The 24,268-nt window shown below is 65.6% G+C and carries 30 protein-coding genes; 16 read left to right on the top strand and 14 right to left on the bottom strand.

The genetic code is table 11. The annotated features are described in order from the left end of the window. Both DVH29_RS16530 and DVH29_RS11935 read left to right on the top strand, forming a co-directional pair. Positions 1 to 293, top strand: a 293-nt coding sequence (locus DVH29_RS16530) for a biopolymer transporter ExbD (protein WP_342769893.1), incomplete at its 5' end; no start/stop codon positions are given. Then, entirely contained in the window at positions 290 to 1,231 is a 942-nt protein-coding gene (locus tag DVH29_RS11935; protein WP_114646408.1) for an energy transducer TonB, read from the top strand. The genes DVH29_RS16530 and DVH29_RS11935, both read left to right, overlap by 4 nt. A 62-nt stretch (positions 1,232 to 1,293) precedes the next feature. On the opposite strand, the gene DVH29_RS11930 is transcribed toward DVH29_RS11935, so the two are convergent. Continuing rightward, positions 1,294 to 1,959 carry a protein-L-isoaspartate(D-aspartate) O-methyltransferase gene (locus DVH29_RS11930; RefSeq protein ID WP_114646407.1) on the bottom strand — a complete coding sequence of 222 codons (666 nt, stop codon included), beginning with the start codon at positions 1,957 to 1,959 and terminating at the stop codon, positions 1,294 to 1,296. Positions 1,960 to 2,087: 128 nt separating this feature from the next. On the opposite strand from DVH29_RS11930, the gene DVH29_RS11925 reads away from it, so the two are divergent. Genes DVH29_RS11925 through DVH29_RS11915 form a run of 3 tightly spaced genes read left to right on the top strand, consistent with a single transcriptional unit; the run spans position 2,088 to position 3,719 of the window. Further along, on the top strand, positions 2,088 to 2,357 hold the full coding sequence (locus DVH29_RS11925) for a metal/formaldehyde-sensitive transcriptional repressor (protein ID WP_114646406.1): 270 nt from the start codon (positions 2,088 to 2,090) through the stop codon (positions 2,355 to 2,357). Positions 2,358 to 2,388: 31 nt separating this feature from the next. Then, positions 2,389 to 3,228: an S-formylglutathione hydrolase gene (gene fghA, locus DVH29_RS11920; RefSeq protein WP_114646411.1), complete on the top strand. Its 840-nt coding sequence runs from the start codon at positions 2,389 to 2,391 to the stop codon at positions 3,226 to 3,228. Positions 3,229 to 3,251: 23 nt separating this feature from the next. Then, the gene (locus DVH29_RS11915) at positions 3,252 to 3,719 is read left to right on the top strand and encodes a GreA/GreB family elongation factor (protein ID WP_114646405.1); all 468 of its coding nucleotides are present in this window, start codon (positions 3,252 to 3,254) and stop codon (positions 3,717 to 3,719) included. Positions 3,720 to 3,728: 9 nt separating this feature from the next. On the opposite strand, the gene DVH29_RS11910 is transcribed toward DVH29_RS11915, so the two are convergent. From DVH29_RS11910 to DVH29_RS11890, 5 genes are all read right to left on the bottom strand, one after another. Beyond that, complete coding sequence (locus DVH29_RS11910; protein WP_114646410.1) at positions 3,729 to 4,190, bottom strand: Lrp/AsnC ligand binding domain-containing protein; 462 nt, start codon at positions 4,188 to 4,190, stop codon at positions 3,729 to 3,731. Between the two features lie 34 nt (positions 4,191 to 4,224). Beyond that, positions 4,225 to 4,968, bottom strand: a complete 744-nt coding sequence (locus tag DVH29_RS11905; protein ID WP_439331623.1) for an amino acid ABC transporter ATP-binding protein — start codon at positions 4,966 to 4,968, stop codon at positions 4,225 to 4,227. Between the two features lie 2 nt (positions 4,969 to 4,970). Then, complete coding sequence (locus DVH29_RS11900; RefSeq protein ID WP_114646403.1) at positions 4,971 to 5,864, bottom strand: amino acid ABC transporter permease; 894 nt, start codon at positions 5,862 to 5,864, stop codon at positions 4,971 to 4,973. Beyond that, a complete protein-coding gene (locus DVH29_RS11895) occupies positions 5,861 to 6,697 on the bottom strand; it encodes an ABC transporter substrate-binding protein (protein WP_114646409.1) in 837 nt (278 codons plus the stop codon). The genes DVH29_RS11900 and DVH29_RS11895 overlap by 4 nt, the downstream gene beginning before the upstream one ends. A 109-nt stretch (positions 6,698 to 6,806) precedes the next feature. Then, the gene (locus tag DVH29_RS11890) at positions 6,807 to 7,391 is read right to left on the bottom strand and encodes a flavin reductase family protein (protein WP_114646402.1); all 585 of its coding nucleotides are present in this window, start codon (positions 7,389 to 7,391) and stop codon (positions 6,807 to 6,809) included. 231 nt (positions 7,392 to 7,622) lie between these two features. On the opposite strand from DVH29_RS11890, the gene DVH29_RS11885 reads away from it, so the two are divergent. The 4 genes from DVH29_RS11885 (at position 7,623) to DVH29_RS11870 (ending at position 11,737) form a co-directional block, all read left to right on the top strand. Then, entirely contained in the window at positions 7,623 to 8,207 is a 585-nt protein-coding gene (locus DVH29_RS11885) for a helix-turn-helix transcriptional regulator (RefSeq protein WP_199562581.1), read from the top strand. 116 nt (positions 8,208 to 8,323) lie between these two features. Beyond that, positions 8,324 to 9,259: a VOC family protein gene (locus tag DVH29_RS11880; RefSeq protein WP_114646400.1), complete on the top strand. Its 936-nt coding sequence runs from the start codon at positions 8,324 to 8,326 to the stop codon at positions 9,257 to 9,259. A 25-nt stretch (positions 9,260 to 9,284) separates the two neighbouring features. Beyond that, entirely contained in the window at positions 9,285 to 9,884 is a 600-nt protein-coding gene (locus DVH29_RS11875) for an alpha/beta hydrolase (protein ID WP_114646399.1), read from the top strand. 74 nt (positions 9,885 to 9,958) lie between these two features. Further along, complete coding sequence (locus DVH29_RS11870) at positions 9,959 to 11,737, top strand: GGDEF domain-containing protein (protein WP_158541657.1); 1,779 nt, start codon at positions 9,959 to 9,961, stop codon at positions 11,735 to 11,737. On the opposite strand, the gene DVH29_RS11865 is transcribed toward DVH29_RS11870, so the two are convergent. Both DVH29_RS11865 and DVH29_RS11860 read right to left on the bottom strand, forming a co-directional pair. Beyond that, on the bottom strand, positions 11,726 to 12,019 hold the full coding sequence (locus DVH29_RS11865) for a GNAT family N-acetyltransferase (protein ID WP_114646397.1): 294 nt from the start codon (positions 12,017 to 12,019) through the stop codon (positions 11,726 to 11,728). The genes DVH29_RS11870 and DVH29_RS11865 overlap by 12 nt on opposite strands. A gap of 58 nt (positions 12,020 to 12,077) precedes the next feature. Beyond that, on the bottom strand, positions 12,078 to 12,794 hold the full coding sequence (locus DVH29_RS11860; RefSeq protein WP_158541656.1) for a GntR family transcriptional regulator: 717 nt from the start codon (positions 12,792 to 12,794) through the stop codon (positions 12,078 to 12,080). A 155-nt stretch (positions 12,795 to 12,949) separates the two neighbouring features. Between DVH29_RS11860 and DVH29_RS11855 the strand changes: the two genes are divergently transcribed. Continuing rightward, positions 12,950 to 14,425, top strand: coding sequence for an NAD-dependent succinate-semialdehyde dehydrogenase (locus DVH29_RS11855; protein ID WP_114646395.1), 1,476 nt, complete (start codon positions 12,950 to 12,952; stop codon positions 14,423 to 14,425). Between the two features lie 6 nt (positions 14,426 to 14,431). Here DVH29_RS11855 and DVH29_RS11850 read toward each other — a convergent pair whose 3' ends face one another. After that, complete coding sequence (locus DVH29_RS11850) at positions 14,432 to 14,635, bottom strand: SlyX family protein (RefSeq protein ID WP_114646394.1); 204 nt, start codon at positions 14,633 to 14,635, stop codon at positions 14,432 to 14,434. 8 nt (positions 14,636 to 14,643) lie between these two features. Beyond that, positions 14,644 to 15,036, bottom strand: a complete 393-nt coding sequence (locus tag DVH29_RS11845; protein ID WP_114646393.1) for a GNAT family N-acetyltransferase — start codon at positions 15,034 to 15,036, stop codon at positions 14,644 to 14,646. 148 nt (positions 15,037 to 15,184) lie between these two features. Here DVH29_RS11845 and DVH29_RS11840 point away from each other — a divergent pair, with 148 nt between their 5' ends. Then, on the top strand, positions 15,185 to 16,144 hold the full coding sequence (locus tag DVH29_RS11840) for a carbohydrate kinase family protein (protein WP_114646392.1): 960 nt from the start codon (positions 15,185 to 15,187) through the stop codon (positions 16,142 to 16,144). Between the two features lie 72 nt (positions 16,145 to 16,216). On the opposite strand, the gene DVH29_RS11835 is transcribed toward DVH29_RS11840, so the two are convergent. Together DVH29_RS11835 and nadA are read right to left on the bottom strand one after the other, a co-directional pair. Beyond that, positions 16,217 to 17,803, bottom strand: coding sequence for an L-aspartate oxidase (locus DVH29_RS11835; RefSeq protein ID WP_114646391.1), 1,587 nt, complete (start codon positions 17,801 to 17,803; stop codon positions 16,217 to 16,219). 75 nt (positions 17,804 to 17,878) lie between these two features. Beyond that, positions 17,879 to 18,946 (bottom strand): quinolinate synthase NadA, encoded by a 1,068-nt coding sequence (gene nadA, locus DVH29_RS11830; protein ID WP_114646390.1) that lies wholly within the window; start codon positions 18,944 to 18,946, stop codon positions 17,879 to 17,881. Positions 18,947 to 19,081: 135 nt separating this feature from the next. On the opposite strand from nadA, the gene eda reads away from it, so the two are divergent. The 5 genes from eda to DVH29_RS11805 all read left to right on the top strand — a co-directional run bounded on the left by eda (position 19,082) and on the right by DVH29_RS11805 (position 22,254). Further along, positions 19,082 to 19,717 (top strand): bifunctional 4-hydroxy-2-oxoglutarate aldolase/2-dehydro-3-deoxy-phosphogluconate aldolase, encoded by a 636-nt coding sequence (gene eda / locus DVH29_RS11825; protein ID WP_114646389.1) that lies wholly within the window; start codon positions 19,082 to 19,084, stop codon positions 19,715 to 19,717. Next, positions 19,717 to 20,070, top strand: a complete 354-nt coding sequence (locus DVH29_RS11820) for a winged helix-turn-helix domain-containing protein (RefSeq protein WP_114646388.1) — start codon at positions 19,717 to 19,719, stop codon at positions 20,068 to 20,070. The genes eda and DVH29_RS11820 overlap by 1 nt, the downstream gene beginning before the upstream one ends. A gap of 107 nt (positions 20,071 to 20,177) precedes the next feature. Continuing rightward, on the top strand, positions 20,178 to 20,918 hold the full coding sequence (modA, locus tag DVH29_RS11815) for a molybdate ABC transporter substrate-binding protein (protein WP_114646387.1): 741 nt from the start codon (positions 20,178 to 20,180) through the stop codon (positions 20,916 to 20,918). Next, complete coding sequence (gene modB, locus DVH29_RS11810) at positions 20,915 to 21,598, top strand: molybdate ABC transporter permease subunit (RefSeq protein WP_114646386.1); 684 nt, start codon at positions 20,915 to 20,917, stop codon at positions 21,596 to 21,598. The genes modA and modB overlap by 4 nt, the downstream gene beginning before the upstream one ends. Positions 21,599 to 21,687: 89 nt before the next feature. Continuing rightward, positions 21,688 to 22,254 (top strand): NADPH-dependent FMN reductase, encoded by a 567-nt coding sequence (locus DVH29_RS11805; protein WP_114646385.1) that lies wholly within the window; start codon positions 21,688 to 21,690, stop codon positions 22,252 to 22,254. A gap of 6 nt (positions 22,255 to 22,260) precedes the next feature. On the opposite strand, the gene DVH29_RS11800 is transcribed toward DVH29_RS11805, so the two are convergent. Next, on the bottom strand, positions 22,261 to 23,601 hold the full coding sequence (locus DVH29_RS11800) for an MFS transporter (RefSeq protein ID WP_114646384.1): 1,341 nt from the start codon (positions 23,599 to 23,601) through the stop codon (positions 22,261 to 22,263). A gap of 99 nt (positions 23,602 to 23,700) precedes the next feature. Further along, a complete protein-coding gene (locus DVH29_RS11795) occupies positions 23,701 to 24,267 on the bottom strand; it encodes a hypothetical protein (RefSeq protein ID WP_147276079.1) in 567 nt (188 codons plus the stop codon). Between the last annotated feature and the right edge of the window lies 1 nt (position 24,268).

Raw genomic sequence — 24,268 nt, 5'->3', positions numbered from 1 at the left:
CCGGCGCTCGATACCCCCAACATCAAGTGGCCTGGTTTTGCGCCGCCCAATGGCCGACTTTTACCCCGCCGTTGACACATGAGGCGTTGCCCGCGGCGATCGATGCTCTGACCGAGGGTGACAGGGAAACCCGGGTGTTTCTGCGGGCCGATCGGGTGGTGGCCTATGGCGAGCTCATGGAGGTGATGAACCTGCTGCGCGCTTCCGGCTATGTCAGGCTCGCGCTTGTGGGGCTGGAATCGGTGTCCTCGGTGCCTGCGCCCGCCTCCGGGGATGAACAGAGCGCGCCATGACCGCCAAGTCCCAGCGTCCCGTTTCCGAGGATATCCTGCGCACCGGCTGGGGCGACGCGGCCCTGTGGAGCACGGCCAGCGCAATCGTCCTGTTCGCCTGCGTCGGGGGCGTCTGGGCGATGGAGAGCTGGCCGCGACCCGAAGAGCCAGCCGGTGGCCCGCCGACCGTGGTCATGGTGGAATTCGCCGAGGTCGAGACCTCCCCGCTCACCGAGGAACTGGACGTGCCGGAGGGCGACCCGATGCTGCAATCGGACGAAGTGCCGCCCTCAGAGGAGGAGCCGGAAGAGGAAGAACCCGAGCCGGAGCCTGAACCAGAGCCCGAGCCGGAGCCTGAACCAGAGCCAGAGCCAGAGCCAGAGCCGGAACCCGAGCCAGAGCCTGAGCCGGAACCAGAGCCCGAGCCCGAGCTTGAAGAGCCGATCATGGATGTTCCGGAGGTCGAGGTTCCGGACCCGGCTGTTCCGGTTCCCGTGCCCATGCCGCCCGAGATTGCCGAGCTTCGCGCCAATACGCCGCGCACGGATTTCACGCCGCCGCAGCAGCCCCGGCCGGCCGCGAACCAGACCTCCGCACCGCCGCCCGCGGCACAGCAGGCCGAGCAGGCCGCCGCGCCCCAGACGGCGGTCGGGGTTCAGGCGAGTGATCGGGCGATCGATCAATGGCAGTCGAGCGTGCTGCGGCATCTGGCGCAGCGGCGCAGCTATCCGCCCGGCGCGCAGCAACGCGGCGAGCAGGGCGTGGCTGTGGTCCGCTTCGTCATCGACACCGCCGGCCGCGTCCAGTCGGTCGGGCTGGCGCGATCGTCGGGCTTTGCCGAGCTCGATCAGGCGGCGCTGGACCTCATCACCAGGAGTTCGCCCGTGCCGACCCCGCCCGCCGGCCTGCCCCCGGCCCGGCTCACCCTCAACGTGCCCGTGGACTATACGCGGCGGTGAGGTCCTGATCGGATCCCGAATGGGAACGTTCCGGGCGATTGCGGCATGGGCGCGGGAGAATTTTAAGGTGGCGTGGCTGGATTTGCCCAACCCTCTTCGCCGATGAGGGGGACGAACGTCACGCCCCCGAGGTCTTCTTCCGCGAAGGCGTCTGGGGCGCTTCGGGTGACCCGGAGCAGGCGCTGCTCGCCGCTTCGATCGCCGACCGGAATGACGAGGCGGCCGCCGATCGCCAACTGGTTCTTCAGCGACAGGGGCACGGACGGCCCGCCGGCGGCGACGAGAATGGCATCGAACGGGGCTCGTTCCGCCCAGCCCTTGGTGCCGTCGCCAACTTTTATGGCGACGTTGCCATAGCCGGCGCGGCGCAGGCGCCTTTTGGCCTTTGCTGCCAGTTCGCCATGGCGTTCGATGGAGAACACCGTGGACGCGAGTTCCGCCAGGATCGCCGCAGCATAACCCGATCCGGTGCCGATCTCGAGCACGCGGTCCCCGGGAGCGATCCCGGCCGCCTCCGCCATCCGGGCAACGATGAAGGGCTGGGAGATGGTCTGCCCGTTGCCGATGGGCAAGGGGCCGTCCTCATAGGCGAATGCCTCGTAGCCCTTGTCGACGAACGCCTCCCGCGGCACGGTTCGCAGCGCCGCAAGCACCCGCTCGTCGCGCACACCGCGTCCCACGATATGCGCCTCGACCATGCGGCGCCGGGCATAGTCATAATCAAACATCGCCGGCCTCTCATGTGCTGCTGCGTCGCATCATGAGAATACGAACTCGCTGGGGTGGCGGAGGTTCCGGCCCGGTGGCTTGCCATACTCCCTGGGGGTATATAAGACTGGGGCGAAAGAGAGGTGGGATGCCGCATTCGCCGGAAGAGAAACAGCGTGCGATCATGCGCTTGCGGCGGATCAGGGGGCAGGCGGAGGCCCTGGAGCGCGCGGTGGAGGCGGAGGCCGATTGCGGCGTCCTCTTGCAGCAGATCGCGGCGTTGCGCGGTGCCGCAAATGGGCTGATGGCCGAGGTGCTGGAAAGCCATCTGCGCGAGACCTTCGGAACCGCCGGGACGGTCGAGCCCGAGGCCGACATCGATATGGTAGTGAAAATCCTGCGGACCTATCTCAAATAGCGACGCGGCACGGAACAATGCGGAGATGACCATGGAAACAGTTTCAACCGCCCGGAGCTTTGGCGGCACGCAGGGCGTTTACCGCCATGCCAGTACGGCCTGCAATTGCGAGATGACGTTCGCGCTGTTCCTCCCGCCGCAGGCGGAAAAGGGCAAGGTGCCGCTGTTGTGGTATCTTTCCGGCCTCACCTGCACGCATCAGAACGTGATGGACAAGGGCGAATATCGCCGGCTGGCCGCCGAACTCGGCATGGCGATCCTCTGCCCCGACACCAGTCCGCGCGGCGACGACGTGTCCGACGAGCCGGACAATTGGCAGTTCGGCAAGGGCGCCGGCTTCTATCTCGACGCGACGCAGGCCCCCTACGCCACGCATTACCGCATGGCGCGCTATATCACCGAGGAACTGCCGCAACTGGTGGCGGAGAATTTCCCTCTCGACATGACGCGCCAGTCGATCTTCGGCCATTCCATGGGCGGACACGGGGCGATCACCCTGGCGCTCAAGGCCCCCGACCGCTTCCGCTCGGTCTCGGCGTTCGCGCCCATCGCGCAGCCTTCGACGGCGGGCTGGTCGCGGCCGGCTTTCGAGAAATATCTCGGTTCGGACGAAACGGCCTGGCGCGCTTATGACACGACGCTGCTGATCGCGGACGGCCATAAACTGCCCGAACTTCTGGTCGATCAGGGGACGGCCGACAGCTTCCTCGATGATGGCCTGCGGCCCTGGCTGTTGCAGGAGGCCTGCGCCAAGGCGGACATACCGCTCACGCTCAACATGCGCGAGGGCTATGATCACTCCTATCTGTTCATCTCGACCTTCATGGACGATCATCTGCGCTGGCATGCCGAGCGGCTGTTCCGCGCATAGGCCCATGGAAAAAGGGGGGTGGCATGAGCCGCGCCTTTGTCAAGGAAATCGATGACGTTCCCGAGCAGAAGCTGCCCGAGCGGACGGTCAGTTCGGCCCCTAATCTCGTGACGCGGCGGGGCGCAGAGCTGATCGCAGCCGAGATCGACAGCCTGACCCTTGCACTCGAAACGCTGGACGGAAAAGACGCCGAACATGCCCGGCGCGACCTGCGCTATTGGGAGGCGCGGCGGGCGACCATGCAGCTGGTCGAGCGCAGCGGCGACCTGGATGCCGTGGGGTTCGGCACCGAAATCGCCGTCAAACGGGCGGGGCGGATGCAGACCTTGCGGATCGTCGGGGAAGACGAGGCCGATCCTAGAGGGGGCTATCTCGCCTATACGGCGCCGCTGGCCCAGGCGCTCGAAGAGGCCGAAATCGGCGAGACGGTGGAGTTCGAAGCCGGTGGCCGCGTCGACCCGATCGAGATCGTGTCGATCAAGCCGCTTTGAGCGGCCCGGTCAGAGCGGCAGGATGCCCTCGTCCTTGACCTCCTCGATCACCGGATAGCTGCGGGTTTCCTTGACGCCGGGAAGCGAAAGCAGAACCTCGCTGAGAAATACCCGATAGCGGGCCATGTCGTGCAGCCGGGCCTTGACCAGATAGTCGAAGCCGCCCGCCACCATATGGCATTCGAGCACTTCGGGCTGTTTGCGGACGGCGCTGGCGAATTTCTGGAAATTGTCGGGGGTAGTCTTGTCCAGCGAGACTTCGATGAAAACCAGGAGGCCGAGCCCGATCTGCTCGGGATCGAGAACCGCCTTGAAGCCCTTGATATAGCCCTGCTTCTGCAGCCGCCGCATCCGGTCGCTCATGGAGGTGGGCGGCAGACCGACACGCTGGGCCAGTTCGGCATTGGTGATGCGGCCGTCCTGTTGCAGTTCCATGAGTATCCTGCGGTCTATCCTGTCAAGGCTCGCCATGGGCATGTCTCATTGGGTGGGCGCGATCATCGCGTCAAAGCCGGCCGGCTTCGATGATGCGCTGGAGGAATTTCTGGGTGCGCGGATGGCGCGGGGCGGAGAACAGGGTCCCGGGCTCGCCCTCCTCGACGATGCGGCCATCGGAGAGAAAGCAGACCCGATCGGCGACCTCGCGGGCAAAACCCATTTCATGGGTGACGATCACCATGGTCATGCCCTCGGCCTTGAGCCGGCGGATGATGGCGAGGACCTCGCCCACCAGTTCGGGATCGAGGGCGGCGGTCACCTCGTCGAGCAGCAGCACTTCGGGGTGGGTGGCCAGCGCTCGGACAATGGCGACGCGCTGCTGCTGCCCGCCGGAAAGCTGCTCGGGATAGGCGTCGCCGCGGCTGTCCATGCCAAAGGCGGCGAGCAGCTCGCGCGCATTGGCCCGCGCCTCGGCCCTGGCGATGCCATGGACCTTGATGGGTGCGAGGGTGATGTTCTCCATCACGCTCATATGGGGGAAGAGATTGTAGGATTGGAACACGATGCCCACCCGGCGATAGAGGCCGTTGCGGCCCCAGCCCGGATCGTCGATCGAGACGCCATCGAGGGCGATGGTGCCATAGTCGAATTCGGTCAGCTTATTGATGCAGCGCAGCAGCGTCGACTTGCCCGAGCCCGAGGCGCCGATGAGGCAGACGACTTCGTGCGGGGCGACATCGAGCGAGATATCGTCGAGCACCAGGACCTCGCCGAAATATTTGGTGAGGCCTTCGATGGAGAGGCGGGGCAGGGTCACAGCACCCCCTGCAGGCGGCGTTCGCGGTCTTTCCTCGAGAAATAGTCGGTCAGCCGCGCCATGGGGATGGTGGCGACGAGAAACAGCAGCGCGGCGGCGATCAGGGAGGAATAGTTGAAGGTCTGGGCGGTGTAGATCTGGGCCTCGCGCACCGCGTCGCGCACCCCGATGACGCTGAGCAGCGCCACGTCCTTTTGCAGCGCTACGGCGAGATTGAGCAGCACCGGCATGACGTTGCGGATGGCCTGGGGAAGAATGGCGTAGCGCATGGTCTGCCATTGGGAAAGGCCCAAGGCCTTGGCGGCGGCGCGCTGGCCGTCATGCACCGCCTCGATGCCCGAGCGGTAGATTTCGGCCGAATAGGCGGCGTAGGAGACGACCATGGCGGTGGCCCCCCAGAAGAGGGCGGAATTGGGCAGGCCGGGCAGGTTGAGCGCGGGAATGCCGAAGCCGAAGATGAGGACCAGCAGCAGCACCGGCAGGCCGCGGAACAGGTCGATATAGATGACGGTGAAGACCCGGGCCGGCGCGAACCAGGGACCGGTGAGGGCGCGCAGCAGGGCCAGGACCAGGCCCCAGGCCATGATGGCGGCGAGGCAGGCCACCCAGATCTGGATGTTGAGCCAGAAGCCGCGCAGGACCTGGGGAAAGGAGGCCATCATGGCGCCCAGATCGAAGAATTGGCGCGCGATGCGCGGCCATTGCTCGGCCGAGGTCACCGTGAGGGCGACCGCGCCAAAGACCAGCACCACCATCGCGATGGAGATGAGCGTGGGCACATAGCGTTCGGTGGCGGTGAGGCTCTTTCTTGCCGGGGGGCGGGGGCGGCGCGGTCCCCTGTCGAGGTCCGCGCCCTCTCCGGCGCCTTGCGGCGGCAGGCTTACGCTCATTCAGTGATGACCGGCAGGTCGGGATCGGCGATCAGGAATTGGGCCACCAGCCCGTCAATGGTGCCGTCGGCCTGGAGTTCGGCGATGGCCTCGTTGACCCACTCGACCAGATCATTGCCCTGTTCGAAGATGAGGCCATGGCCATAATCGTTCTCGTCCGGGGTGAGGATGGCGGCGATCTCGGCCTCGGGCACCTGCACGGCGGTGAGATAGAGCGCGGTGGGCAATTCGGTCGCCACGGCGTCGATCTGATTGCCCTGCAGGGCCTGGAACAGGCCGACCTGGTCATTATAGACGGCGGCGTCGGTCACTCCGATGATCTGGGCGACATAGTCGAGATCGGTGGTGCCGATCATCACGCCCCAGCGCACTTCGCGCAGATCGGCAAAGCTCGTCGCGTCGCCGACCACCGAACCGGGCATGGCGACCACGGCCTTTTGCGGCTGGTAATAGACGTCCGAGAAGGTGGCGATGGCGCTGCGGTCCTCGGTGACCGAGATCTGCTGGATGCCGAAATCATAGTTCTTGGCCCCGGGAGCGATGGCCTGGTCGAAGGTTTCGCGTACCCAGACCACGTTTTCGGGGGCAAAGCCCATCTTTTCGGCGATGGCGTAGACGAGGGCGCTTTCGAAGCCTTCGCCATTGGCAGGGTCGTTATCCATCATCCAGGGCGGGAAGACCGGGTCGGAGGTGGCGACGGTCAACTGCCCCGGCGCGAAGAGACGCGGATCGTCCGGCGTCTTGTCCTGGGCCGAGGCGGCAGACGTCATGAGCCCCAAGGCGAACGCGGCGGCGAGCGCGATGCGCCCGGCGGATGGTGCAGTCCCCAGCATGATGACCTCCACAGTCGATGGGTTTGGTTGCGTCCAGATAGGCGATATTATCGGGGGAGGACACGCTGGCAAGCCCAATGATGGGCAGCAAGGGGATAGGGCAAGCGCCCTATCCGGGTTGGGTTGATGCGGAAGCGGCATCCAGCCCGGCATAGGCGCGGCGATGCCAGAGCAGGGGACGCCGGTCCGGATGGGTGCGGGTGTGGATGACCACGCCGGCGAACAGCAGGTGCGTGTCCATGGCGATGGTCCCGGCCAGCGCGCAATCGAGGGTGGCGATGGCGCCGGTGAGGCGGGGCTGGCCCGAGGGCCAGGTCTCCCAGTTTCCCGCGATGAACCGGTCGGCCGGACCGAAGCCGGCAAAGGCATCGGCGATCGCGCCCTGGTCCTCTGCCAGCACGGCGACCGAAAAGGCCCGGGCGTCTTCGATCGCTTGGGCGAGTTCGCTGTCCCGGGTGATCGAGACCAGAATGGCCGGGGGTTCGGCGCTCAGCGACAGCAGCGCGGTCACCGTGCGGCCATGCCGTGCGCCGCCGACAGCGGCGGTGACCACGCTTACCGACGAGGCCAGCGTGCTCATGGTCGAGGTGAACTGGGCGGCAGGAACGGCATCGCGCGCCGCGGGGTGGTCGGCGCAGGCAAGGGAAAGGCGATGGGGCCCGTCGAGCGGGGATGCGGTTGCGATCTTGTGCATAGCGGCCTTTTCGGGCCGGCGGCGACGCGATGTGAGCGGGGTTGATCTTGGCCGCCGGACTTTGTATTTTCCAAGCAAGTGCTTTCTAAATGTCGCTCCGAAGCCATGTCAAGCAGCAAACCGATGCTCACACCAGCGCCCGTTCCGCCCGGCTCCCTGCCGGCGCCGGAGCCCGATGCGCAGAGCTGGACGCCCCGCAATGCGGCCGAGCGGGTGCTGTTCCATCTTAAGATGCATGGCGACCAGACGGCGGCGGCGCTGGGCAAGGCTCTGGGGACGTCCGGGGAGGCGGTGCGGCAGCAATTGGTGCGGCTGGCCGACGAGGGCGTGGTGGAGAGCTGGAGCCAGTCTCAGGGGGTGGGCCGCCCGTCGCAATTCTGGCGCCTGAGCGCGAAGGGACAGGAGCGCTTTCCCGATACCCATGCCGCGCTGACCGTCGAATTGCTGGGGCTTTTGGGCGAACAGCTCGGCCTCGATGCGGTGTCGCGGATCATCGACGCGCGCGAGGACCGGACCAAAATAGCCTATTACGCGGCCATGCAGGGGGCGAAATCGCTGGGGGAACGCGTGGCCAAGCTGGCCGAATTGCGCTCCCGCGAAGGCTATATGGCCGCCTGGGAGGCCGATGGGGCGGGCGGGTATCGGCTGTTCGAGAACCACTGCCCGATCTGCGCCGCGGCGACGGCGTGCCAGAACTTCTGCCGCGCCGAGCTCGCGGTGTTCCGGGACGTGCTCGGACCCGGAGCGAGCGTGGTGCGCGAGGATCACATCGTCATGGGCGCACGGCGCTGCGCCTATCGCATTTCCCCTACCTGATCGTTCGACGATAGCGAATGGTCCATGAAGCATCGGGCCGGTTATCGGCGCCGATGGGCGGTCTATATTGGTCTCCAGAAACCCATGCGCCTTGCTCAGGGATTGGAGACCGAACCATGCTGGACCAGATCAGGGGATTGCATCACGTCACGTCGATGTCGCGCGATGCCAATGCCAATAACCGCTTCTTCACCGATACGCTCGGCCTGCGCCGGGTGAAAAAGACCGTCAATTTCGACGAACCGTCGGTCTATCACCTCTATTATGGCGACGAGATGGGCACGCCGGGCTCGGTGATGACCTATTTCCCGTTTCCCAATATCATCCGGGGCCGTCCCGGCACCGGGGAAGTGGGCGAGACCGTGTTCTCGGTGCCCGAGGGCAGCCTGGGTTTCTGGAAGGAACGCTTTGCGGAAAAGGGCGTTGCCGGGGTGATGAACGAGGAGAGCTTTGGCGAAAAGCGCCTGCGCTTCGCGGCGGTGGATGGTGACCATTTCGCGCTGGTGGAAGCAAAGGATGATCCGCGCGCGGCCTGGACGGGCGGGGCGGTGGATGGCGACGAGGCCATTCGCGGCTTTGCCGGGGCCGTCCTGCGGCTGCGGGACAGCGGGCCGACCGAGGATCTGCTCAAATTCATGGGCTATGAACATGCCGACACCTCCAAGGGCATCAAGCGCTTCGTCATTCCGGGCGGCAATGGGGCCGATGTGATCGACCTGCAGACCCTGCCCAACATGCCGCGCGGCGACCTGGGGGCCGGCTCGGTGCACCATATCGCCTTTGCCGTCGACAATCGCGCGGTCCAGGAGGATGTGCGCCGGACGCTGCTCGATACGGGCTATCAGGTCACGCCGGTGATCGACCGCGACTATTTCTATGCGATCTATTTCCGCACGCCGGGGGGCGTGTTGTTCGAGATCGCGACCAATGAGCCCGGTTTCGACCGCGACGAGGACAGCGCGCATCTGGGGGAAGCCCTCAAGCTCCCGAGCCAGCACGAGCATCTGAGGGGCTGGCTGGAAACCCACCTGCCCGACATCGACGACCGGTAAGCGGCACAGACAGGGAATTTGGACGATGACCTATATCTTCAAGGAAAAGCCGGCCACCGAGGCCGAGGCCCCGACCTTCGTATTGCTGCACGGGACCGGCGGCGATGAGAACCAGTTCTTCGGGCTGGGCGAGCAGTTGCTGCCCGAGGCGCGGCTGGTGGCGCCGCGGGGCGATGTATCCGAGGGCGGGGCGCTGCGCTTTTTCAGGCGCACCGGCGAAGGCGTCTACGACATGGACGATTTGCGGCTGCGCACCGAGAAGATGGCCGATTTCCTCAAGGGCCTCGAGGCGGACGGGCCGCTGATCGGGCTGGGCTATTCCAATGGTGCCAATATCCTCGCCGCGGTAATGATCGCCCACCCCGAACTGGTCGACGCGGCGGTGCTGATGCATCCGCTCATCCCCTGGACGCCGGGCGATGTGGCCGGGCTTTCAGGGCGCAAGGTGCTGATCACCGCCGGCCGGCGCGATCCCATCTGCCCCGCGCCAAAGACGGAAGCGCTGATCTCGTGGTTCTCCGCCCAGGGCGCGGCCACCGAAGCCTTCTGGCACGAGGGCGGCCACGAGATCGTGCCGGGCGAACTCAACGCCGTGGCGCGCTTCGTTTCGTTCGCCCAAAGTTAACAAGCCACTAACCATTGTCCCTTAGGGTCCCTGCCGTTCCGGCCCCATGCGCCGGAATGGGAGACGCAAGGGCGATGCTGCGATCGCTGGCAGGACGGATCGTCGGGGACACGCTGCGGACGCGGGTGTTTTCGCTCGCCCTGGCGGTGGTCATCGTGGTGGGCGCGGCCGGGTGGCTGGCCTTTTCCCACATCATCAATCATCTTACCGGCCAGTTCGGCGCCATGATCGCCGAACGGCAGGTGCAGTATGACCGCCATCGCGGCATGGCGGTTCTCAATGCGGAACTGGCGCTGGCCGAAAGCTTTTCCCGCGCCCCGGCCATCGTCGCCTGGTTCAAGGACGAGAACGATCCCGACCTCAAGGCGCGCGGGCTGGCGGATATGGAGCATTACCGCAGCGCTTTTGCCGATGGCAGCGTGTTCCTGGTGGTCAACGGGTCGGGCAATTACTATTTCAACGACGCCCAGCAGAGCTACGCCGCCAATCCCCTGAGCTATACGCTCGATCCGGAGCTGGAGCGCGACTCCTGGTACTATGCCACGCGCGAGCGGCGCGAGGGATGCTATCCCAACGTCAATGTCGACGACGTGCTCAAGGTCACCAAGGTGTGGATCAACTGCCTCGTCAGCGAGAACGGGCGCGTTCTGGGCATGGTGGGGACGGGGCTCGATCTGTCCGGTTTCATCCGCGACGTGGTCGAACTGCCCGGGCGGGGGATCGAATCCATCTTCGTCGACCAGAGCGGCGCGGTGCAGGCGCACCCGGATGCCTCGCTGGTCGATTTCCGCTCGATCACCAAGGAGATGGCGGAAAAGCAGACCATATTCGCCCTGGTCGATACCGCGGAGGGCCAGCGCGTGCTGCGGGCGCTGATGGATGCGGCGCGCGAGGACCCCAATGCCTTCATCAGCGCGCCGATGAGCATGGGCGGGGTCGAAAGGCTGGTCGGGGTCGGCTATCTCGACCATATCGGCTGGTACAATGTCACGGCGATGGATTTGGGCGCGATCATCGACCGCAAGGTGTTCTGGCCGGTTGCGGCGGGCACCATCGGGGTGCTGCTGTCGGTGGCCCTGGTCTTGTGCATCATGTTTCGCGTCGTGGTGCTGGGGAGGCTGGAACGGGTGGAGGCGGGGCTGCGATCCATGCGCGAGGGGCGGCGGGCCAGCATGGCGCCCGACCCGTCCAATGACGAGATCGGGCGGCTGTCGCATGCGGTCATCGAAATGTCGGACGCCATCACCGAGGCGCGGCTGGATCTCGAAGGCCAGGTGCGCCAGCGCACCGAGGTGCTGCAATCGCTGGCCAATCTCGACGAGTTGACCAAGATCCACAACCGGCGGGGTTTCGAGGCGCGGTTTGCCACCCAGAGGCGCCGCGCGGGCGATGCCCAGGAGACCAGCGGGCTGATGCTGGTCGATATCGATCATTTCAAATCCATAAACGACAGCGCCGGGCACGCGGCGGGGGACCAGGTGGTGATCGAAGTGGCGCGCCGGCTGACGGCGGCGCTGCGGCGCGTCGATATCTGCGCGCGCTGGGGCGGGGACGAATTCATCGTGCTCGTGCATGGCTGCACGGCGGAAGGGCTGCGCCGGGTGGCCGAAGCGCTCGGGGACATGATGCGGCAAAAGCCGATCGTGCTCGGGTCGGGGGAGCGGATTTCGGCCACGATCAGTATCGGGGCGACGGTGATCACCGGCGAGGATACGCTGGACGTGGCGATCGGCATGGCCGACGCGGCGCTCTATTCCGCCAAGGATGGCGGCCGCGACCGGGCCGTAGTGTTCGACCGGGAAGCGACGCGGTCCATCGCGGATGAGGTCTTGCGCCCGGCCTCAGGCCAGTAGGTCGCTCCAATCGGGGTGACGGCGGAACTGGACGGCCACATAGGGGCATTGCGGCACGATCCTGAACGCGCCTTCGCGTGCGTCGGCTACGGCGCGCTTGACCAGTTGCAGGGCGATGCCACGCCCCTCGAAGGCGGGCGGGACGCCGGTGTGGTTGATGACCATGGTGCCGTCGTCGCGGAGGACATAGGTCAGTTCCCCCTCGGCGCCCTGGCCCAGATCGGCCCAATAGCGGCCGCGGCTGCCGTCGCGGCGATGTTCGATGGCAAGCGGTTCACTCATTGCCTTTTCCTTTCACCCTGGATGAAGCCCGAACCCGGTGCGGGAGTTCCCTGGGCGATCAGCGCTTGCGGTCGTCGAACAGGTCGGGATGCTTGTGACGCAGTCCTTGCATCTCGGTGATGATGCTGTCCAGATGCGCGTGCATGACCGTGGCGGCTCCCTGGCCGTCGCCCTTGGCGATCGCCTTGATGATGGCTAGGTGCTCGCCGATGCTTTCGCGCATGCGGAGGCTGGAATTGGTCATGCGGCGCATGCGGTCGAGATGGCCCCGGGCGCTATCGACCATGGCCTGCAGGCGCCGGAAGCCCAGGGCATCGGTGAGCATGCGGTGAAACTGGAGATCATGACGGTCGTAGCGCTCGCGGTCCTCGGGCTCGGTACACGCCTCCTGCTGCGCGATATTGGCGTGGAGGCGGTCGAGCAGGCCGGGCTCGTGGGCGCTGGCCAGGGCGCGCACAATCTCCCCTTCCAGCGCCTTGCGGATAAAGACGTATTCGCGCACCGCGTCAAACGACACATAGGACACCATGGTGCCCCGCTGGGGGATGATCTCAAGCAGCCCTTCGCCTTCCAGCCGGGCAAAGGCGGTGGCCACCGGCGAGCGCGACACCCCCAGCCGGGCGCAGATCTCGGCCTTGTCGATCATGGTGCCGGGCCGAAGACGCATGCCGATAATGGCGCGCCGCAATTGTTGTGTCACATGATTGGTGAGACTACCGCGCGGAAGCTCGGGATTGGGGGTCAGAAAGGCGTAGGTTTGATCGGCGCTGGTCATGAAGCTCGTAAAAAATATAGTGTCATCGTGGCCCATCCGGGCGCAAATTCAATATAAAGTACACATTTCCGCCCGCCGGAAAAGTCGCATGGCTGCAGAGGTCCCGATTTCGGCCTCCGGCGAGCGGGCAGGACACGGTCTTAAAGGAGTACGCCATGACCCTCACAGCCGCCTTGACCGACAAGCTCAAAGAGCCGCGCCTGCTGGTGGCCGGCGGGTTCATCGGCGGGAAATGGAACACCGTGTCCTCGCGGGGCAAGGTGTTCCGGGTGGACAATCCGGCGACGGGCGAGGTGCTGGCGCAGGTGCCCGATCTTTCCACCCAGGCGACGCGGGACGCCATCGCCGCGGCGCGCAAGGCGCAGCGCGACTGGGCGGCCAGATCGGCCAAGGAACGGGCGGACCTCCTCAAGGTGCTCCATCGGCTGATGGTAGAGCATGCCGACGACCTAGCCACCATATTGACGCTGGAGATGGGCAAGCCCTGGGCCGAGGCGAAGGGAGAAATCCTTTACGGCGCCGGGTTCGTCGAATGGTTCGCCGAGGAGGCGCGGCGGGTTTATGGCGACACGATCCCCGGCCATACGCCGCAGGCGCGGATCTCGGTGATCAAGCAGCCGGTCGGTGTGGTCGGCGTCATCACCCCATGGAACTTCCCCAATGCCATGCTGGCGCGCAAGCTGGCGCCGGCGCTGGCGGTGGGGTGCACCGTGGTGGCCAAGCCGGCCTCGGAGACCCCGCTCTCGGCGCTGGCGATGGCGCGGCTGCTGGAATGGGCCGGTTTCCCCGCGGGGGTGTTCAATGTGGTACCGGGCACGGATTCGGCGGCGATCGGGCAGGAATTGTGCGCCAATCCCCATGTCGCCAAAATCAGCTTCACCGGTTCGACCCAGGTGGGTAAGATCCTCATGCGGCAATGCGCCGACGGGATCAAGCGCATGAGCATGGAACTGGGCGGCAATGCCCCTTTCATCGTCTTTGACGATGCCGATCTGGATGCGGCGGTCGAGGGCGCCATGGTGTCCAAGTTCCGCAATGCGGGGCAGACCTGCGTCTGCGCCAACCGGATCTATGTGCAGGCCGGGGTTCATGACGCCTTTGTTGCAAAGCTCCGAGAGAAGATGGCCGGGCTCAAGGTCGGCAACGGCATGGAGGAGGGCGTGACGCTCGGCCCGCTGATCACGGAAAAGGCGGTCGAGAAGGTCGAGGAACTGGTGGCCGATGCGCGCCAGCAGGGCGCCGATATCGCCATGGGCGGTGCGCCGACCGGGGAGCGGACTTTTTATCCGCCCACCCTCATCATCGGAGCGGACAAGACCATGCGGCTGGCCCGCGAGGAAGTCTTCGGACCGGTGGCCCCGGTGTTCAGGTTCGACACCGAGGAGGAGGCGATCGAACTCGCCAATGCCACCGAATTCGGACTCGCCGCCTATTTCTACGGCCGCGACGTATCCCGCATCACCCGGGTCGCCGAAGCGCTCGAATATGGCATTGTGGGCATCAATACCGGCCTCATCTCGACCGAAGTGGCTCCCTTTGGCGGGGTCAAGCAGTCCGGCTTCGGGCGCGAGGGCAGCAAATATGGCGTCGAGGATTTCCTCAACATCAAATATCTGTGCCTGTCGGTCTAGGCCGGATCAGTAATGGGGCGGGGGCGGCTCGGCGCGGCCGCTGCGGGCCAGCTGCTCGACGGAGGCGAGCTGGTCGTCGACCATTTGAAGCTGGCGTTTCAGCCGGTCGATCTCCCGCCACTGGGCGGCGATCAATTCGCTCAGTTCCTCGATGGTCTTGTCCTGGTGCGCCACGCGCTCTTCCAGCGCCGTCAGCCTGTCGTCGTTCATTGGGAAACCTATTGGATGGTGAGCACGCCAGCATCGGTGGGCGTGAAGCCGCAGGACAGATAGAACTCGCGCAGATGCGGCTCGAAATCCACATGGATCTTGGCGATGCCCCGCTTATGGGCGATGGCGATCGCCTTTTGCACCATGGACTGGCCGATGCCGAGGTCGCGGTAGTCGGGATGCACGCAGACATCGACCAGAAAGGCATGCACGCCGCCATCCCAGGCCATGTTGGCAAAGCCGATCACCTGGGTGTTGAGATAGGCGGCCACATGGGTGAGGCTGCGGGTGAGGACCGACTGGAAATCGGCGACGCCATCGATTTCCCAGGTCGCCCGCCACAGGTCGGACAATTCGCGCTGGCCCGGAAAGGGATCGACGCGGATTTCTATGGTATCCATTGAGGTTCCCTCGTTGATGGGCGGCTTTGCGCCCTGATTTGCAGAACGGGAGGCGGCTGTAAAGGTTGCAGTTCCTGGCATCCGCCCGCCATCTTGGCGAATGCCAGCATCTGGGCTAGAGAACCGGCAATGGTGAGGGAGAGCATCTATGTTCGTGGTGGCCGGGGAAAGCCTGATCGATCTGGTGGCGCGGCCGCATGCGCATGGCGCGAGCATGGAAATGGAAGCCCATGAAGGCGGCTCGCCCTATAATTGCGCCATCGCGCTGGCGCGGTTGGGAGGCCAGGCCGGCTTTTTGTGCCCGATCTCCAAGGACAGCTTCGGCGACCTGCTGCTGGGGCCGCTCCAAGCGGCGGGGGTGGAGACGCTGATCGGCGAGCGGTCGGCGTGCAATACGACGCTGGCGGTGGTGACGCGCAACGCCAGGGGATTGCCCGCCTACAGCTTTTACCGCCAGGGAACCGCCGAGCGCGACATCTCGCGCGACATGCTGCTGGCGGCGTTGCCCGAACGGATCGATCTCTTCCAGATCGGCGGCTTTCTGCCCATCGAGGCGGAGGACGCGGCGATCTGGCTCGATGTGGTCAAGGCCGTGGCGGCGCGGGGCACCACCTTGTCGATCGACCCCAATGTGCGCCCGTCGCTGATTTCCGACTTCGCGGGCTATAGGCAGAGGCTGTCGGACTTTCTCGACCTGGCGCATCTGGTCAAGGTGTCCGACGAGGATTTGGCGGCGCTCGACCCGGGCAAATCGATCGAGGCGCATGCGCGCGCATTGCTGGCCCGGCCGCATGTGGAGCTGGTGGTCGTGACGCTGGGGGAGGGGGGCTCGCGCGCCTTTACGGCGACCGAGGAAGCCCGGGCGCCGATCCATCGTCCCGCGCAATTTGGCGACACGGTAGGGGCGGGCGACAGCCTGATGGCGGGCGTTCTCACCGCGCTCGCCGACCGCGACGCATTGAAGCCCGGCGTGATGGGACGCCTCGACGCCGCGGCGCTGGGGGAGGTTCTCCGCTTCGGAGCGATAACCGCCGGGCTCAATTGCGGCTATATCGGCTGCAATCCGCCGAGCCGGGCCGAAGTGGACGCCGTGCTGGCCCAAGGCTGAGCAACGGCCCTAAGTTTTTATTTTATCGCGTTTCCGAACCGGAAAACCGGTGCCACTTTTCCTGGAAACCCTCTACAGGTCGCGGATGGCCCGGGCCTCGGCGAGGGTCATTTCGGTATGGTTCTGCCAGTTCTCGGAGGACTGGGGATAGTCGGTGCGGAAATGGCCGCCGCGGCTTTCGGTGCGCTTGAGGGCGGCAGCGGCGACCAGCGTGGCCGAGGTGGTCATGTTGAGATAGGCGCGGGTGACCTCGATCGCGGTCTCCTCGAGTTCGCGCATGGTGCGCAGCGCGCGCCTCAGCCCCTCGGCGTTGCGCTCCACCCCGACATCGGCGGTCATCACGGCGCGCAGGTCGCGCACTGCCTTGAGATTGCGCAAGACGTCCTCGGCGCGGGCGCCCAGATCGGCGTCCCACCCGATGCCTTCAAAGGGCGGCAGGAGGGCGCGGGCCGGCTCGAGCCCCGAAATATCCTCGGCGATGCGTGCGCCATAGACGATGGCCTCGAGGAGCGAATTGGAGGCGAGGCGGTTGGCGCCGTGCAGCCCGGTGCAGGAGGCTTCCCCGCATACCCAGAGGCCGGGCAGCGAGGAGCGGCCGTCCTCGTCCACCTTGACGCCTCCCATGTGGTAATGGGCGGCTGGGGTGACCGGGATGGGCTCGGTCACGGGATCGATCCCGGCCATCCGGCAATATTGGGCGACCGTGGGATAGGCCGTGAGGATGGCCGCGCCCAGCGCCTCGCGGGTATCGAGGAACACTTTTCGCCCCGACTGGATCTGCCGGAAATTGGCGCGGGCGACGATGTCGCGCGGGGCCAGTTCGGCATCGGGGTGGATGGCGGGCATGAAGCGCTCACCCAGATCGTTGACGAGGACGGCGCCTTCGCCGCGCAGCGCTTCGGTGGCGAGGGGCGCCGGGTCCCGGCCGGTGACGATGGCCGTGGGGTGGAACTGGACGAATTCGGGATCGGCGATCACCGCACCGGCGCGGGCCGCCATGCCCATGGCGTGGCCGCGCACGGAGGGCGGATTGGTGGTGGTGGCATAGAGCCCGCCCAGCCCGCCCGCCGCGAGCACGGTGGCGCGGGCGCGGATGAAGACCGGCTCCACATAGCGATCGCCCAGCCGGCGGCAGAACACCCCGATGATGCGTCCCTCGGCATGGGCGAGATCGACGGCGGTGATGCCCTCGACCACGCGGATGGACGGGGTGGCGCGCACCTTGGCGATGATCGCCTGCATGATGGCGTGGCCGGCCCGGTCGCCGGACACCCGCACCACCCGATTGGCCGAATGGGCGGCTTCGCGCGACAGGATGAACTGGCCCAGGGCATCGCGGTCGAAGGGGGTGCCCCAGCGGGCGAGGTCGTCGATGCGGGCGGCGGCCTCGGCGGTGACGGATTCGGCTACGCCATGGTCGACGATGCCGGCCCCGGCCATCTCGGTGTCGCGCGCATGGGCGCTGGCGCTGTCGTTTTCGCCCACCGCGGCGGCAACCCCGCCCTGGGCCCAGGCCGAGGAGGCGCCGGAGCCCAGCGGCATGGGCGAGAGCACGGTGACCGGGCGGGGGCTGAGCTTGAGCGCGCAGAACAAGCCCGCCAGGCCCGCGCCCACGATCACCACGCCCTCGGCGTTGAAGACGTTATCGAAAATGTCCATCGGTCCCCTGCAGTTGGGGGAGGTTTATGGCCCGCTAAGCCGGTTGGCAAGCACTACTGAAGTGTATGTGCGCGCTCAACCCTTAGGGGCGGACATCTCGATCATGCGCTCGACCGCCGCCCGGGCCGGCTCCATCAGTTCGGGGGCGATGGTCACTTCCTCGGTGCCGGTGTGCAGGCTCCAAAGGATGTTTTCGAGGTTGATGCGCTTCATGTGCGGGCAGATGTTGCAGCCGCGCAGGAAGGCGACGCCCTCGGTCTCGGCGGCGACGTTGTCGCTCATCGAACATTCGGTGACCATCACCACCTTGGCGGGCTTTTCGCTCTTGACCCAATCGATCATGCCCGAGGTCGAGCCGGCGAAATCGACGGCGTCGATCACTTCGGGCGGGCATTCGGGATGGGCGATGATCTTGGCGCCGGGATAGGCGGCGCGCAGTTCGGCGATGTCGGCGGCGGTGAAGGTCTCGTGCACCTCACAGGCGCCGGCCCAGGTGATGATCTTCTTTTTGGTCTTCTTGGCGGTGTTGCGGGCCAGATACTGATCGGGGATCATCATGACCGTGTCGCCTTCCACCGCCTCGACGATCCGCAGGGCATTGGACGAGGTGCAGCACACATCGGTGACCGCTTTGACCGCTGCGGAGGAATTGACGTAGGTGACCACAGGCACGCCGGGATATTGCGCCCGCATGGCGAGGACGTCCTCGGCGGTGATCGAGGAGGCCAGCGAGCAGCCAGCGCGGCTGTCGGGAATCAGGACCGTCTTCTGCGGGTTGAGCAGCTTGGAGGTCTCGGCCATGAAATGCACGCCGCATTGGACGATGATGTCGGCATCGACCCGGGTCGCCTCGACGGCCAGTTGCAGGCTGTCGCCCACCACGTCGGCGACGCCGTAATAGATCTGCGGCGTCTGGTAGTTATGCGCCAGGATGACGGCGTTCTTCTCGCGCTTCAGGCGATTGATCTGGAAGATCAGCGGCGCATAGAAGGGCCATTCGATGTCGGGGATGCGGTCCTTGAGCTTCTCGAAGATCGGGCTGGTCTCGGTCTCGATCGCCTTTGAATATTTCAGGTCGAAATCGGCGGCGAGCACGGCGCGCGCCTCATCGATGGGCGTCGTGGCGTTGATCTGCTGGATCATATGGGGGTCCCCCGCGCGGCGAATATACGATGCGACGTCAGTGCCGCCGGGTCCACTTAGGGAGTTTTGGTTCCCAATTCAATAAAGCCCGTGCTAGAGGGTCACCACGGAGTTGGACTTTCGACGGAGACCGCCATGGCCCAGGATGCCGCGACACTCAAATCCATTCTCACGGCTGCTCCGGTCGTACCGGTGATCATCCATGACGACGTGGCGAGCGCGCGCAACCTCGCCGAGGCGCTGGTGGCGGGTGGGCTCACCACGCTGGAGGTGACGTTGCGCACGCCAAATGCGCTCAAGGTCATCGCGGAAATGGCCAAGGTCGCGGGCGCCGTGGTCGGCTCGGGCACGGTGTGCAAGAAGGCCGACATGGAGGCCTCCCGCGATGCGGGCTGCCGGTTCATGGTCTCGCCCGGCGCGCCGGTGGCGCTGCTCGAGGCGGCCGAGGACATCGCCATCCCGCTGCTGCCGGGCATCGCCTCGCCCAGCGAAGCCATGGCGGCTTCGCTCATGGGATATAGCTATCTCAAATTCTTTCCCGCCGAGGCCATGGGCGGGGCGCCGGTGCTCAAATCCTTCGCGTCGCCTTTGCCCGACATTTCGTTCTGCCCCACCGGGGGGATCGATCTGGAGAAGGCAAAGACCTATCTCCGCTTGCCCAATGTGGTGTGCGTCGGCGGGTCGTGGGTGGTGCCGGGCGAGACGATCGCGGCGGGCGATTTCGACGCCATCCGCTCGCTGGCCGCGCAGGCCGCCCAGCTTTCCGCCTGATGCGGCGGCCCGTACCGCGTTCGGGGCTGGGGCATTTGCGCATTACCCTCAGCGAAAACTTCTATATTGGGCCGGGCCGGGCCGACCTGCTCGAAGGGATCGCCGCGACCGGATCGATCCAGGCGGCGGGCAAGGCGATGGGCATGAGCTACAAGCGCGCCTGGAGCCTCGTGCAGGCGCTCAATGCCGGCCTCGGCTCGCCCTTGGTCGAGACCATGCGCGGCGGGGCCGCGCAGGGCGGGGCGCATCTGACCGAAACCGGCAAGGCCGTGCTCGCCTATTATCGCGCCATGGAGCAAAAGACCGAGGCGGCGATCGCCGAGGATGTCACGGCCCTGCGCAAATTGCTCTGAGGCCGGAGAATTCCGACGAGCGATATTTCCGTGCGAACATATCGATTGATCCCTGAGGCGGGCTGTGCAAGGCTCGACCTATTCATTCAGACATATCGAGGACTTTCATGCGCATTGCTTCTTCCATCGTACTGGCCGCTCTAGGACTGGGCTTTGCCGGTGCCGCCAGCGCGCAGGACGCACAGATCGCCGTCGCGGCCAATTTCACCGCCGCAGCCGAGGAACTGGCCGCCGCTTTCGGCGCGGAAACGGGTCACGAAATCGGTTTCTCCTTCGGGGCCACGGGCCAGCTCTATGCGCAGATCACCCAGGGCGCGCCGTTCGATGCGCTGCTCGCCGCCGATGACGAGCGGCCGGCCATGCTGGTCGAGGAAGGGCTGGCGGAAGGCGATACCCTGTTCACCTATGCCATCGGCCAATTGGCGCTGTTTTCGATCGAGCCCGACCGGGTGACCGGTCCGGAAAGCCTGGAGGGCGATTTCACGCAGCTGGCCATCGCCGAGCCGGCGGCCGCGCCCTATGGCGCCGCGGCGGTGGAAACCATCGTGGCCCTGGGCCTGACTGAGGCCGTTGCCGACAGGCTGGTGACGGGGCAGAACATTTCCCAGACCTACCAGTTCATCGATACCGGCAATGCCGAACTGGGGTTCGTAGCGCTGTCGCAGATCATCGAGCGGGAGGACGGGTCGCGCTGGATCGTCGATGCCGATCTCTACACGCCGATCGCGCAGGATGCGGTGCTGGTCAATGCAGACAATGACGTCGCGCGGGCCTTCCTCGAATTCATGCAGGGCGAAGACGGCCGGGCGATCATCGCGACCTATGGCTACGGGTTCGCCGGCGAGTGAGTCTTCTCGTCGATATCTGGCCAGCGGTGCAGCTCACGCTGACGCTGGCTTTCGTCACGACGGTCATCCTCCTCGTCATCGGCTCCCCGATGGCCTGGTGGCTGGCGCGGTCGAAATCGCGCTGGACGGTGGTGGTCAACGCGCTGGTGGCGCTGCCGCTGGTGCTGCCGCCTACGGTGCTGGGCTTTTACATGCTGATCCTCCTGGGCACCAACGGCCCGGGGGGATGGCTGGCCGGGCTGTGGGGCGGGCGGACGCTCGCCTTCACCTTTCCCGGCCTCGTGATCGGCTCGGTGTTCTATTCCCTTCCCTTCGTCGTACAGCCCCTGCGCAATACGTTTGTCGCGCTCGGGTCGGGGCCGCTCGAGGCGGCCTATTCGCTGGGCTTCAGTTTCCCCAAGGCTTTCCTGCTGGTCATCTTGCCGCTGGCCCGGCCGGGTTATCTCACCGCCGCAGTGTTGGGGTTTGCGCATACGGTGGGCGAATTCGGCGTGGTGATGATGATCGGGGGCAATATTCCCGGCCGCACCAAGGTGCTCTCGATCGCCATTTTCGACTATGTCGAGCAGTTGCGCTGGACCGAAGCCCATATCATCGCCTTCGGCATGCTGGTCTTTGCCTTTGTCGTCCTGGCGCTGACCATGAGCGCGGACCGCAAGGTGTCGCGTATCCAGCCCTAATCGTTGGTCCGGTTACATCGGTGTGCCGTCTTGCGGATCGGGCGCGCCTGCCTATGTTCGCGGCGCTTTTCGGATTTTAAGGACCAGTCATGACCATCAAGCTCAACATCATCATCGGCTCCACCCGCCCGGGCCGCGTGGCCCCGATCCTTGCCAAATGGATCGCCGCGCGGGCCAGGGGCCATGACGCGTTCGAGGTCGAACTGGTGGACCTGATGGATTTCAACCTGCCGCTGCTCGACGAAGAGAGCCACCCTCGCCTGCAGAATTACCAGAACGAGCCGACAAAGCGCTGGAGCGCCAGCGTGGCCTCGGCGGACGCCTATGTGTTCGTCACGCCCGAATACGATTATTTCCCGCCCGCCGCCCTCGTCAACGCGATCCAGGTGGTGCTCAAGGAATGGGCGTACAAGCCGGCCGGGGTGATGAGCTTTGGCGGCGTTTCAGCCGGGCTCCGGGGAGCTCAGGGGCTGCGGCAATTGCTGGGCAACGTCAATGTGCACGCGCTGCCGCAATCGGTGCCGGTGCCGTTCTTCCCGCAATTCATCGCCGATGGGGTCTTCACGCCCAATGCGCAGATGGAAGAGGGCGCCGACCTGATGCTGGGCGAACTGGCCAAATGGGCCCGGGCGCTGAAGCCGCTCCGCGCCGCCTGACCCTTCTCAGGCCGGCTTGATCTCTTCCGCCGTTTCCATTGGATCGGGGGTGCGGGCGTAAAAGGCCGACAGCCGCCGATAGGGGCGCGAATTGAGCGCCAGGATGGTGACCAGCACGCCGATGAGGCCGGCGACGGTGAAGACCAGGGCGATGCCGCGGGCCGGGCCGGTGCCGAACCAGGTCCCGATGGTCCGCGCGCCCGCGCCATCGGTCATGAAGGGGATGACCACGAACTGGGTGTAGGGCCCGATGAGGAAGGCCGTCAGCGGGGAGGCGGCCTGTTCCACCGATTGGGCAAAGCCGAATACCCGCCCCTGGCGTTCCAGCGGCACGACCTTTTGCAGCGTGGTGTGCTCGGCCGCTTCGGCGAAGGGTCCGAGGAACATCCAGACGAAGCACCCGGCGACCAGCAGCCACAGCCAGGGCTGGATGGCAAAGAGCGAACTGACCGTCCACAGCGCCAGGTTGACCAGCAGCAGCGTGCGCAGCGGGTTCTTGCCGAGCCCGAAGCGGGAGATGACGAGGCCCGAGACGATGAAGGCGGAGGAGAGGGCGCCGAACAGAAGGCCCCAGACCTCGACCGACACCATGGACAGGCCATAGGCGTCGAGCAGGGCCATGAAGACCCCGCCGAGGAAATTGTTGAAGGTGGAAAAGAAGATCAGCGCGAAAAGCCCTGGCACGGCGGCGATCACCGCGATGGTCCCGGCGATGTCGACCCGCCTGGGAAGCGACGGGGCGTCGCCGGTCGGCACCACCCGCCCCTCGTCGATCCTGACGGTTGCGAGGTGGAGAAGGACGATGGCGGTCAGCACCAGCGCGAGGATCAGCGTCGAATACATGCCGCCCCAGGCGACGAGAAAGCCCGAGATCACCGAGGTGGTGAGAAAGCCGATGCCGGTGACCATGCCCACCAGCCCGTTTGCCTTGTCGCGCTCGTCTTCGGGGATGAGGATGGTGACCAGGGTGGGCAGGGCGATCGAGCGCAGATTGCCGGCGATCACCCCCAGCATGACGACGAAGACGAAGGCCCACAGATAGAGGGAATAGGGATCGGAGAACGCGCCGTCCGGTTCGAACAGCAGCATGGCGAAGGCCAGGCCGTAAAGGATCAGCGACACGGCGCTCGAAGCGAGCATGGCGTCGCGCTTGGCATTGTGATCGACGATCGAACCGAGCCAGAAGCCGAACCCCGCCGTGAAGACCAGATAGATGCCCGCGATCATGCCGGTGGCGAACACCGACTGGGTCTCGATGAAGATCCAGAAGGTGATGGCGAACCACACCGTGAAATTGGTGATGTTGGCGACGAGATTGTTGCCGAGAATCAGATGAAAGGGGCTCATTTGGGGTCCAGACCGGCCTTTGGGGTCTGCCGGCCGGCCAACCCTCGCGCCGCAAGGACGCCTGTTTACCACCGCAGCCGACAGCCGTCGCCGAAAAAATCAGTTTGGAGGGCCGACAAATGGAGAAATAAGGTCCTCGATCACCGGCATGTCGGTGCCGCAATGGAAGTCGTCCGCCAGCCTATCGGCATAGTCGCGCGCACGGTCATTGGCTCCATCGGTCGGCGCGACGAAGGCGATGGGGCACGCCCCTCCATCCGAGGGTTGGCCGACTCGGGAGACCACAAGCATCTGATGGGCCCATTCGCCTTCGGAATTGGCGAGACGCCAGCGCTGAATGGCGGCAAAGGGCCGGACGGTCTCGCCGTTCTCGATGATGCGCCATTCCACCGTTTCGTTGGCATAATTGAAGGCGGCGAAGGTGGACATGCCGCTGGCGGTGGCAAAACCATAGGTGATGCTCTCGCGCCCATCACCGTAGCGGATCACGAAGGGATAGCCGCCAAAGCCGGGGCAAACGAAATCGGCCCAGTCGCCTTCCCCATCCGACGCCGCGATGCGCGTGCAGTCGTCGGGGAGCGTATAGCGGGTGTACGCGCTCGAAACCTGCGCCGGGGCTGGCGTGGCCAAAAGGGCCGCGAGAAGGACGGGTAGCGCGATCTTCATA

Origin of the sequence: Pelagibacterium lacus (assembly GCF_003345525.1) — a bacterium.
GTDB classification, from domain to species: Bacteria; Pseudomonadota; Alphaproteobacteria; order Rhizobiales; family Devosiaceae; genus Pelagibacterium; species Pelagibacterium lacus.
Note: the sequence above shows the minus strand (reverse complement) of the source record. Positions and strands in the feature narration are given on the sequence as shown.

Excerpts from the sequence above, each read along its gene's own strand:
- DVH29_RS11935 (WP_114646408.1), top strand. The coding sequence starts at position 290 with ATGACCGCCAAGTCCCAGCGTCCCGTTTCCGAGGATATCCTGCGCACC.
- DVH29_RS11930 (WP_114646407.1), bottom strand. The coding sequence starts at position 1,959 with ATGTTTGATTATGACTATGCCCGGCGCCGCATGGTCGAGGCGCATATC.
- DVH29_RS11925 (WP_114646406.1), top strand. The coding sequence starts at position 2,088 with ATGCCGCATTCGCCGGAAGAGAAACAGCGTGCGATCATGCGCTTGCGG.
- fghA (WP_114646411.1), top strand. The coding sequence starts at position 2,389 with ATGGAAACAGTTTCAACCGCCCGGAGCTTTGGCGGCACGCAGGGCGTT.
- DVH29_RS11915 (WP_114646405.1), top strand. The coding sequence starts at position 3,252 with ATGAGCCGCGCCTTTGTCAAGGAAATCGATGACGTTCCCGAGCAGAAG.
- DVH29_RS11910 (WP_114646410.1), bottom strand. The coding sequence starts at position 4,190 with ATGGCGAGCCTTGACAGGATAGACCGCAGGATACTCATGGAACTGCAA.
- DVH29_RS11900 (WP_114646403.1), bottom strand. The coding sequence starts at position 5,864 with ATGAGCGTAAGCCTGCCGCCGCAAGGCGCCGGAGAGGGCGCGGACCTC.
- DVH29_RS11895 (WP_114646409.1), bottom strand. The coding sequence starts at position 6,697 with ATGCTGGGGACTGCACCATCCGCCGGGCGCATCGCGCTCGCCGCCGCG.
- DVH29_RS11890 (WP_114646402.1), bottom strand. The coding sequence starts at position 7,391 with ATGCACAAGATCGCAACCGCATCCCCGCTCGACGGGCCCCATCGCCTT.
- DVH29_RS11885 (WP_199562581.1), top strand. The coding sequence starts at position 7,623 with ATGCATGGCGACCAGACGGCGGCGGCGCTGGGCAAGGCTCTGGGGACG.
- DVH29_RS11880 (WP_114646400.1), top strand. The coding sequence starts at position 8,324 with ATGCTGGACCAGATCAGGGGATTGCATCACGTCACGTCGATGTCGCGC.
- DVH29_RS11875 (WP_114646399.1), top strand. The coding sequence starts at position 9,285 with ATGACCTATATCTTCAAGGAAAAGCCGGCCACCGAGGCCGAGGCCCCG.
- DVH29_RS11870 (WP_158541657.1), top strand. The coding sequence starts at position 9,959 with ATGCTGCGATCGCTGGCAGGACGGATCGTCGGGGACACGCTGCGGACG.
- DVH29_RS11865 (WP_114646397.1), bottom strand. The coding sequence starts at position 12,019 with ATGAGTGAACCGCTTGCCATCGAACATCGCCGCGACGGCAGCCGCGGC.
- DVH29_RS11860 (WP_158541656.1), bottom strand. The coding sequence starts at position 12,794 with ATGACCAGCGCCGATCAAACCTACGCCTTTCTGACCCCCAATCCCGAG.
- DVH29_RS11855 (WP_114646395.1), top strand. The coding sequence starts at position 12,950 with ATGACCCTCACAGCCGCCTTGACCGACAAGCTCAAAGAGCCGCGCCTG.
- DVH29_RS11850 (WP_114646394.1), bottom strand. The coding sequence starts at position 14,635 with ATGAACGACGACAGGCTGACGGCGCTGGAAGAGCGCGTGGCGCACCAG.
- DVH29_RS11845 (WP_114646393.1), bottom strand. The coding sequence starts at position 15,036 with ATGGATACCATAGAAATCCGCGTCGATCCCTTTCCGGGCCAGCGCGAA.
- DVH29_RS11840 (WP_114646392.1), top strand. The coding sequence starts at position 15,185 with ATGTTCGTGGTGGCCGGGGAAAGCCTGATCGATCTGGTGGCGCGGCCG.
- DVH29_RS11835 (WP_114646391.1), bottom strand. The coding sequence starts at position 17,803 with ATGGACATTTTCGATAACGTCTTCAACGCCGAGGGCGTGGTGATCGTG.
- nadA (WP_114646390.1), bottom strand. The coding sequence starts at position 18,946 with ATGATCCAGCAGATCAACGCCACGACGCCCATCGATGAGGCGCGCGCC.
- eda (WP_114646389.1), top strand. The coding sequence starts at position 19,082 with ATGGCCCAGGATGCCGCGACACTCAAATCCATTCTCACGGCTGCTCCG.
- DVH29_RS11820 (WP_114646388.1), top strand. The coding sequence starts at position 19,717 with ATGCGGCGGCCCGTACCGCGTTCGGGGCTGGGGCATTTGCGCATTACC.
- modA (WP_114646387.1), top strand. The coding sequence starts at position 20,178 with ATGCGCATTGCTTCTTCCATCGTACTGGCCGCTCTAGGACTGGGCTTT.
- DVH29_RS11805 (WP_114646385.1), top strand. The coding sequence starts at position 21,688 with ATGACCATCAAGCTCAACATCATCATCGGCTCCACCCGCCCGGGCCGC.
- DVH29_RS11800 (WP_114646384.1), bottom strand. The coding sequence starts at position 23,601 with ATGAGCCCCTTTCATCTGATTCTCGGCAACAATCTCGTCGCCAACATC.
- DVH29_RS11795 (WP_147276079.1), bottom strand. The coding sequence starts at position 24,267 with ATGAAGATCGCGCTACCCGTCCTTCTCGCGGCCCTTTTGGCCACGCCA.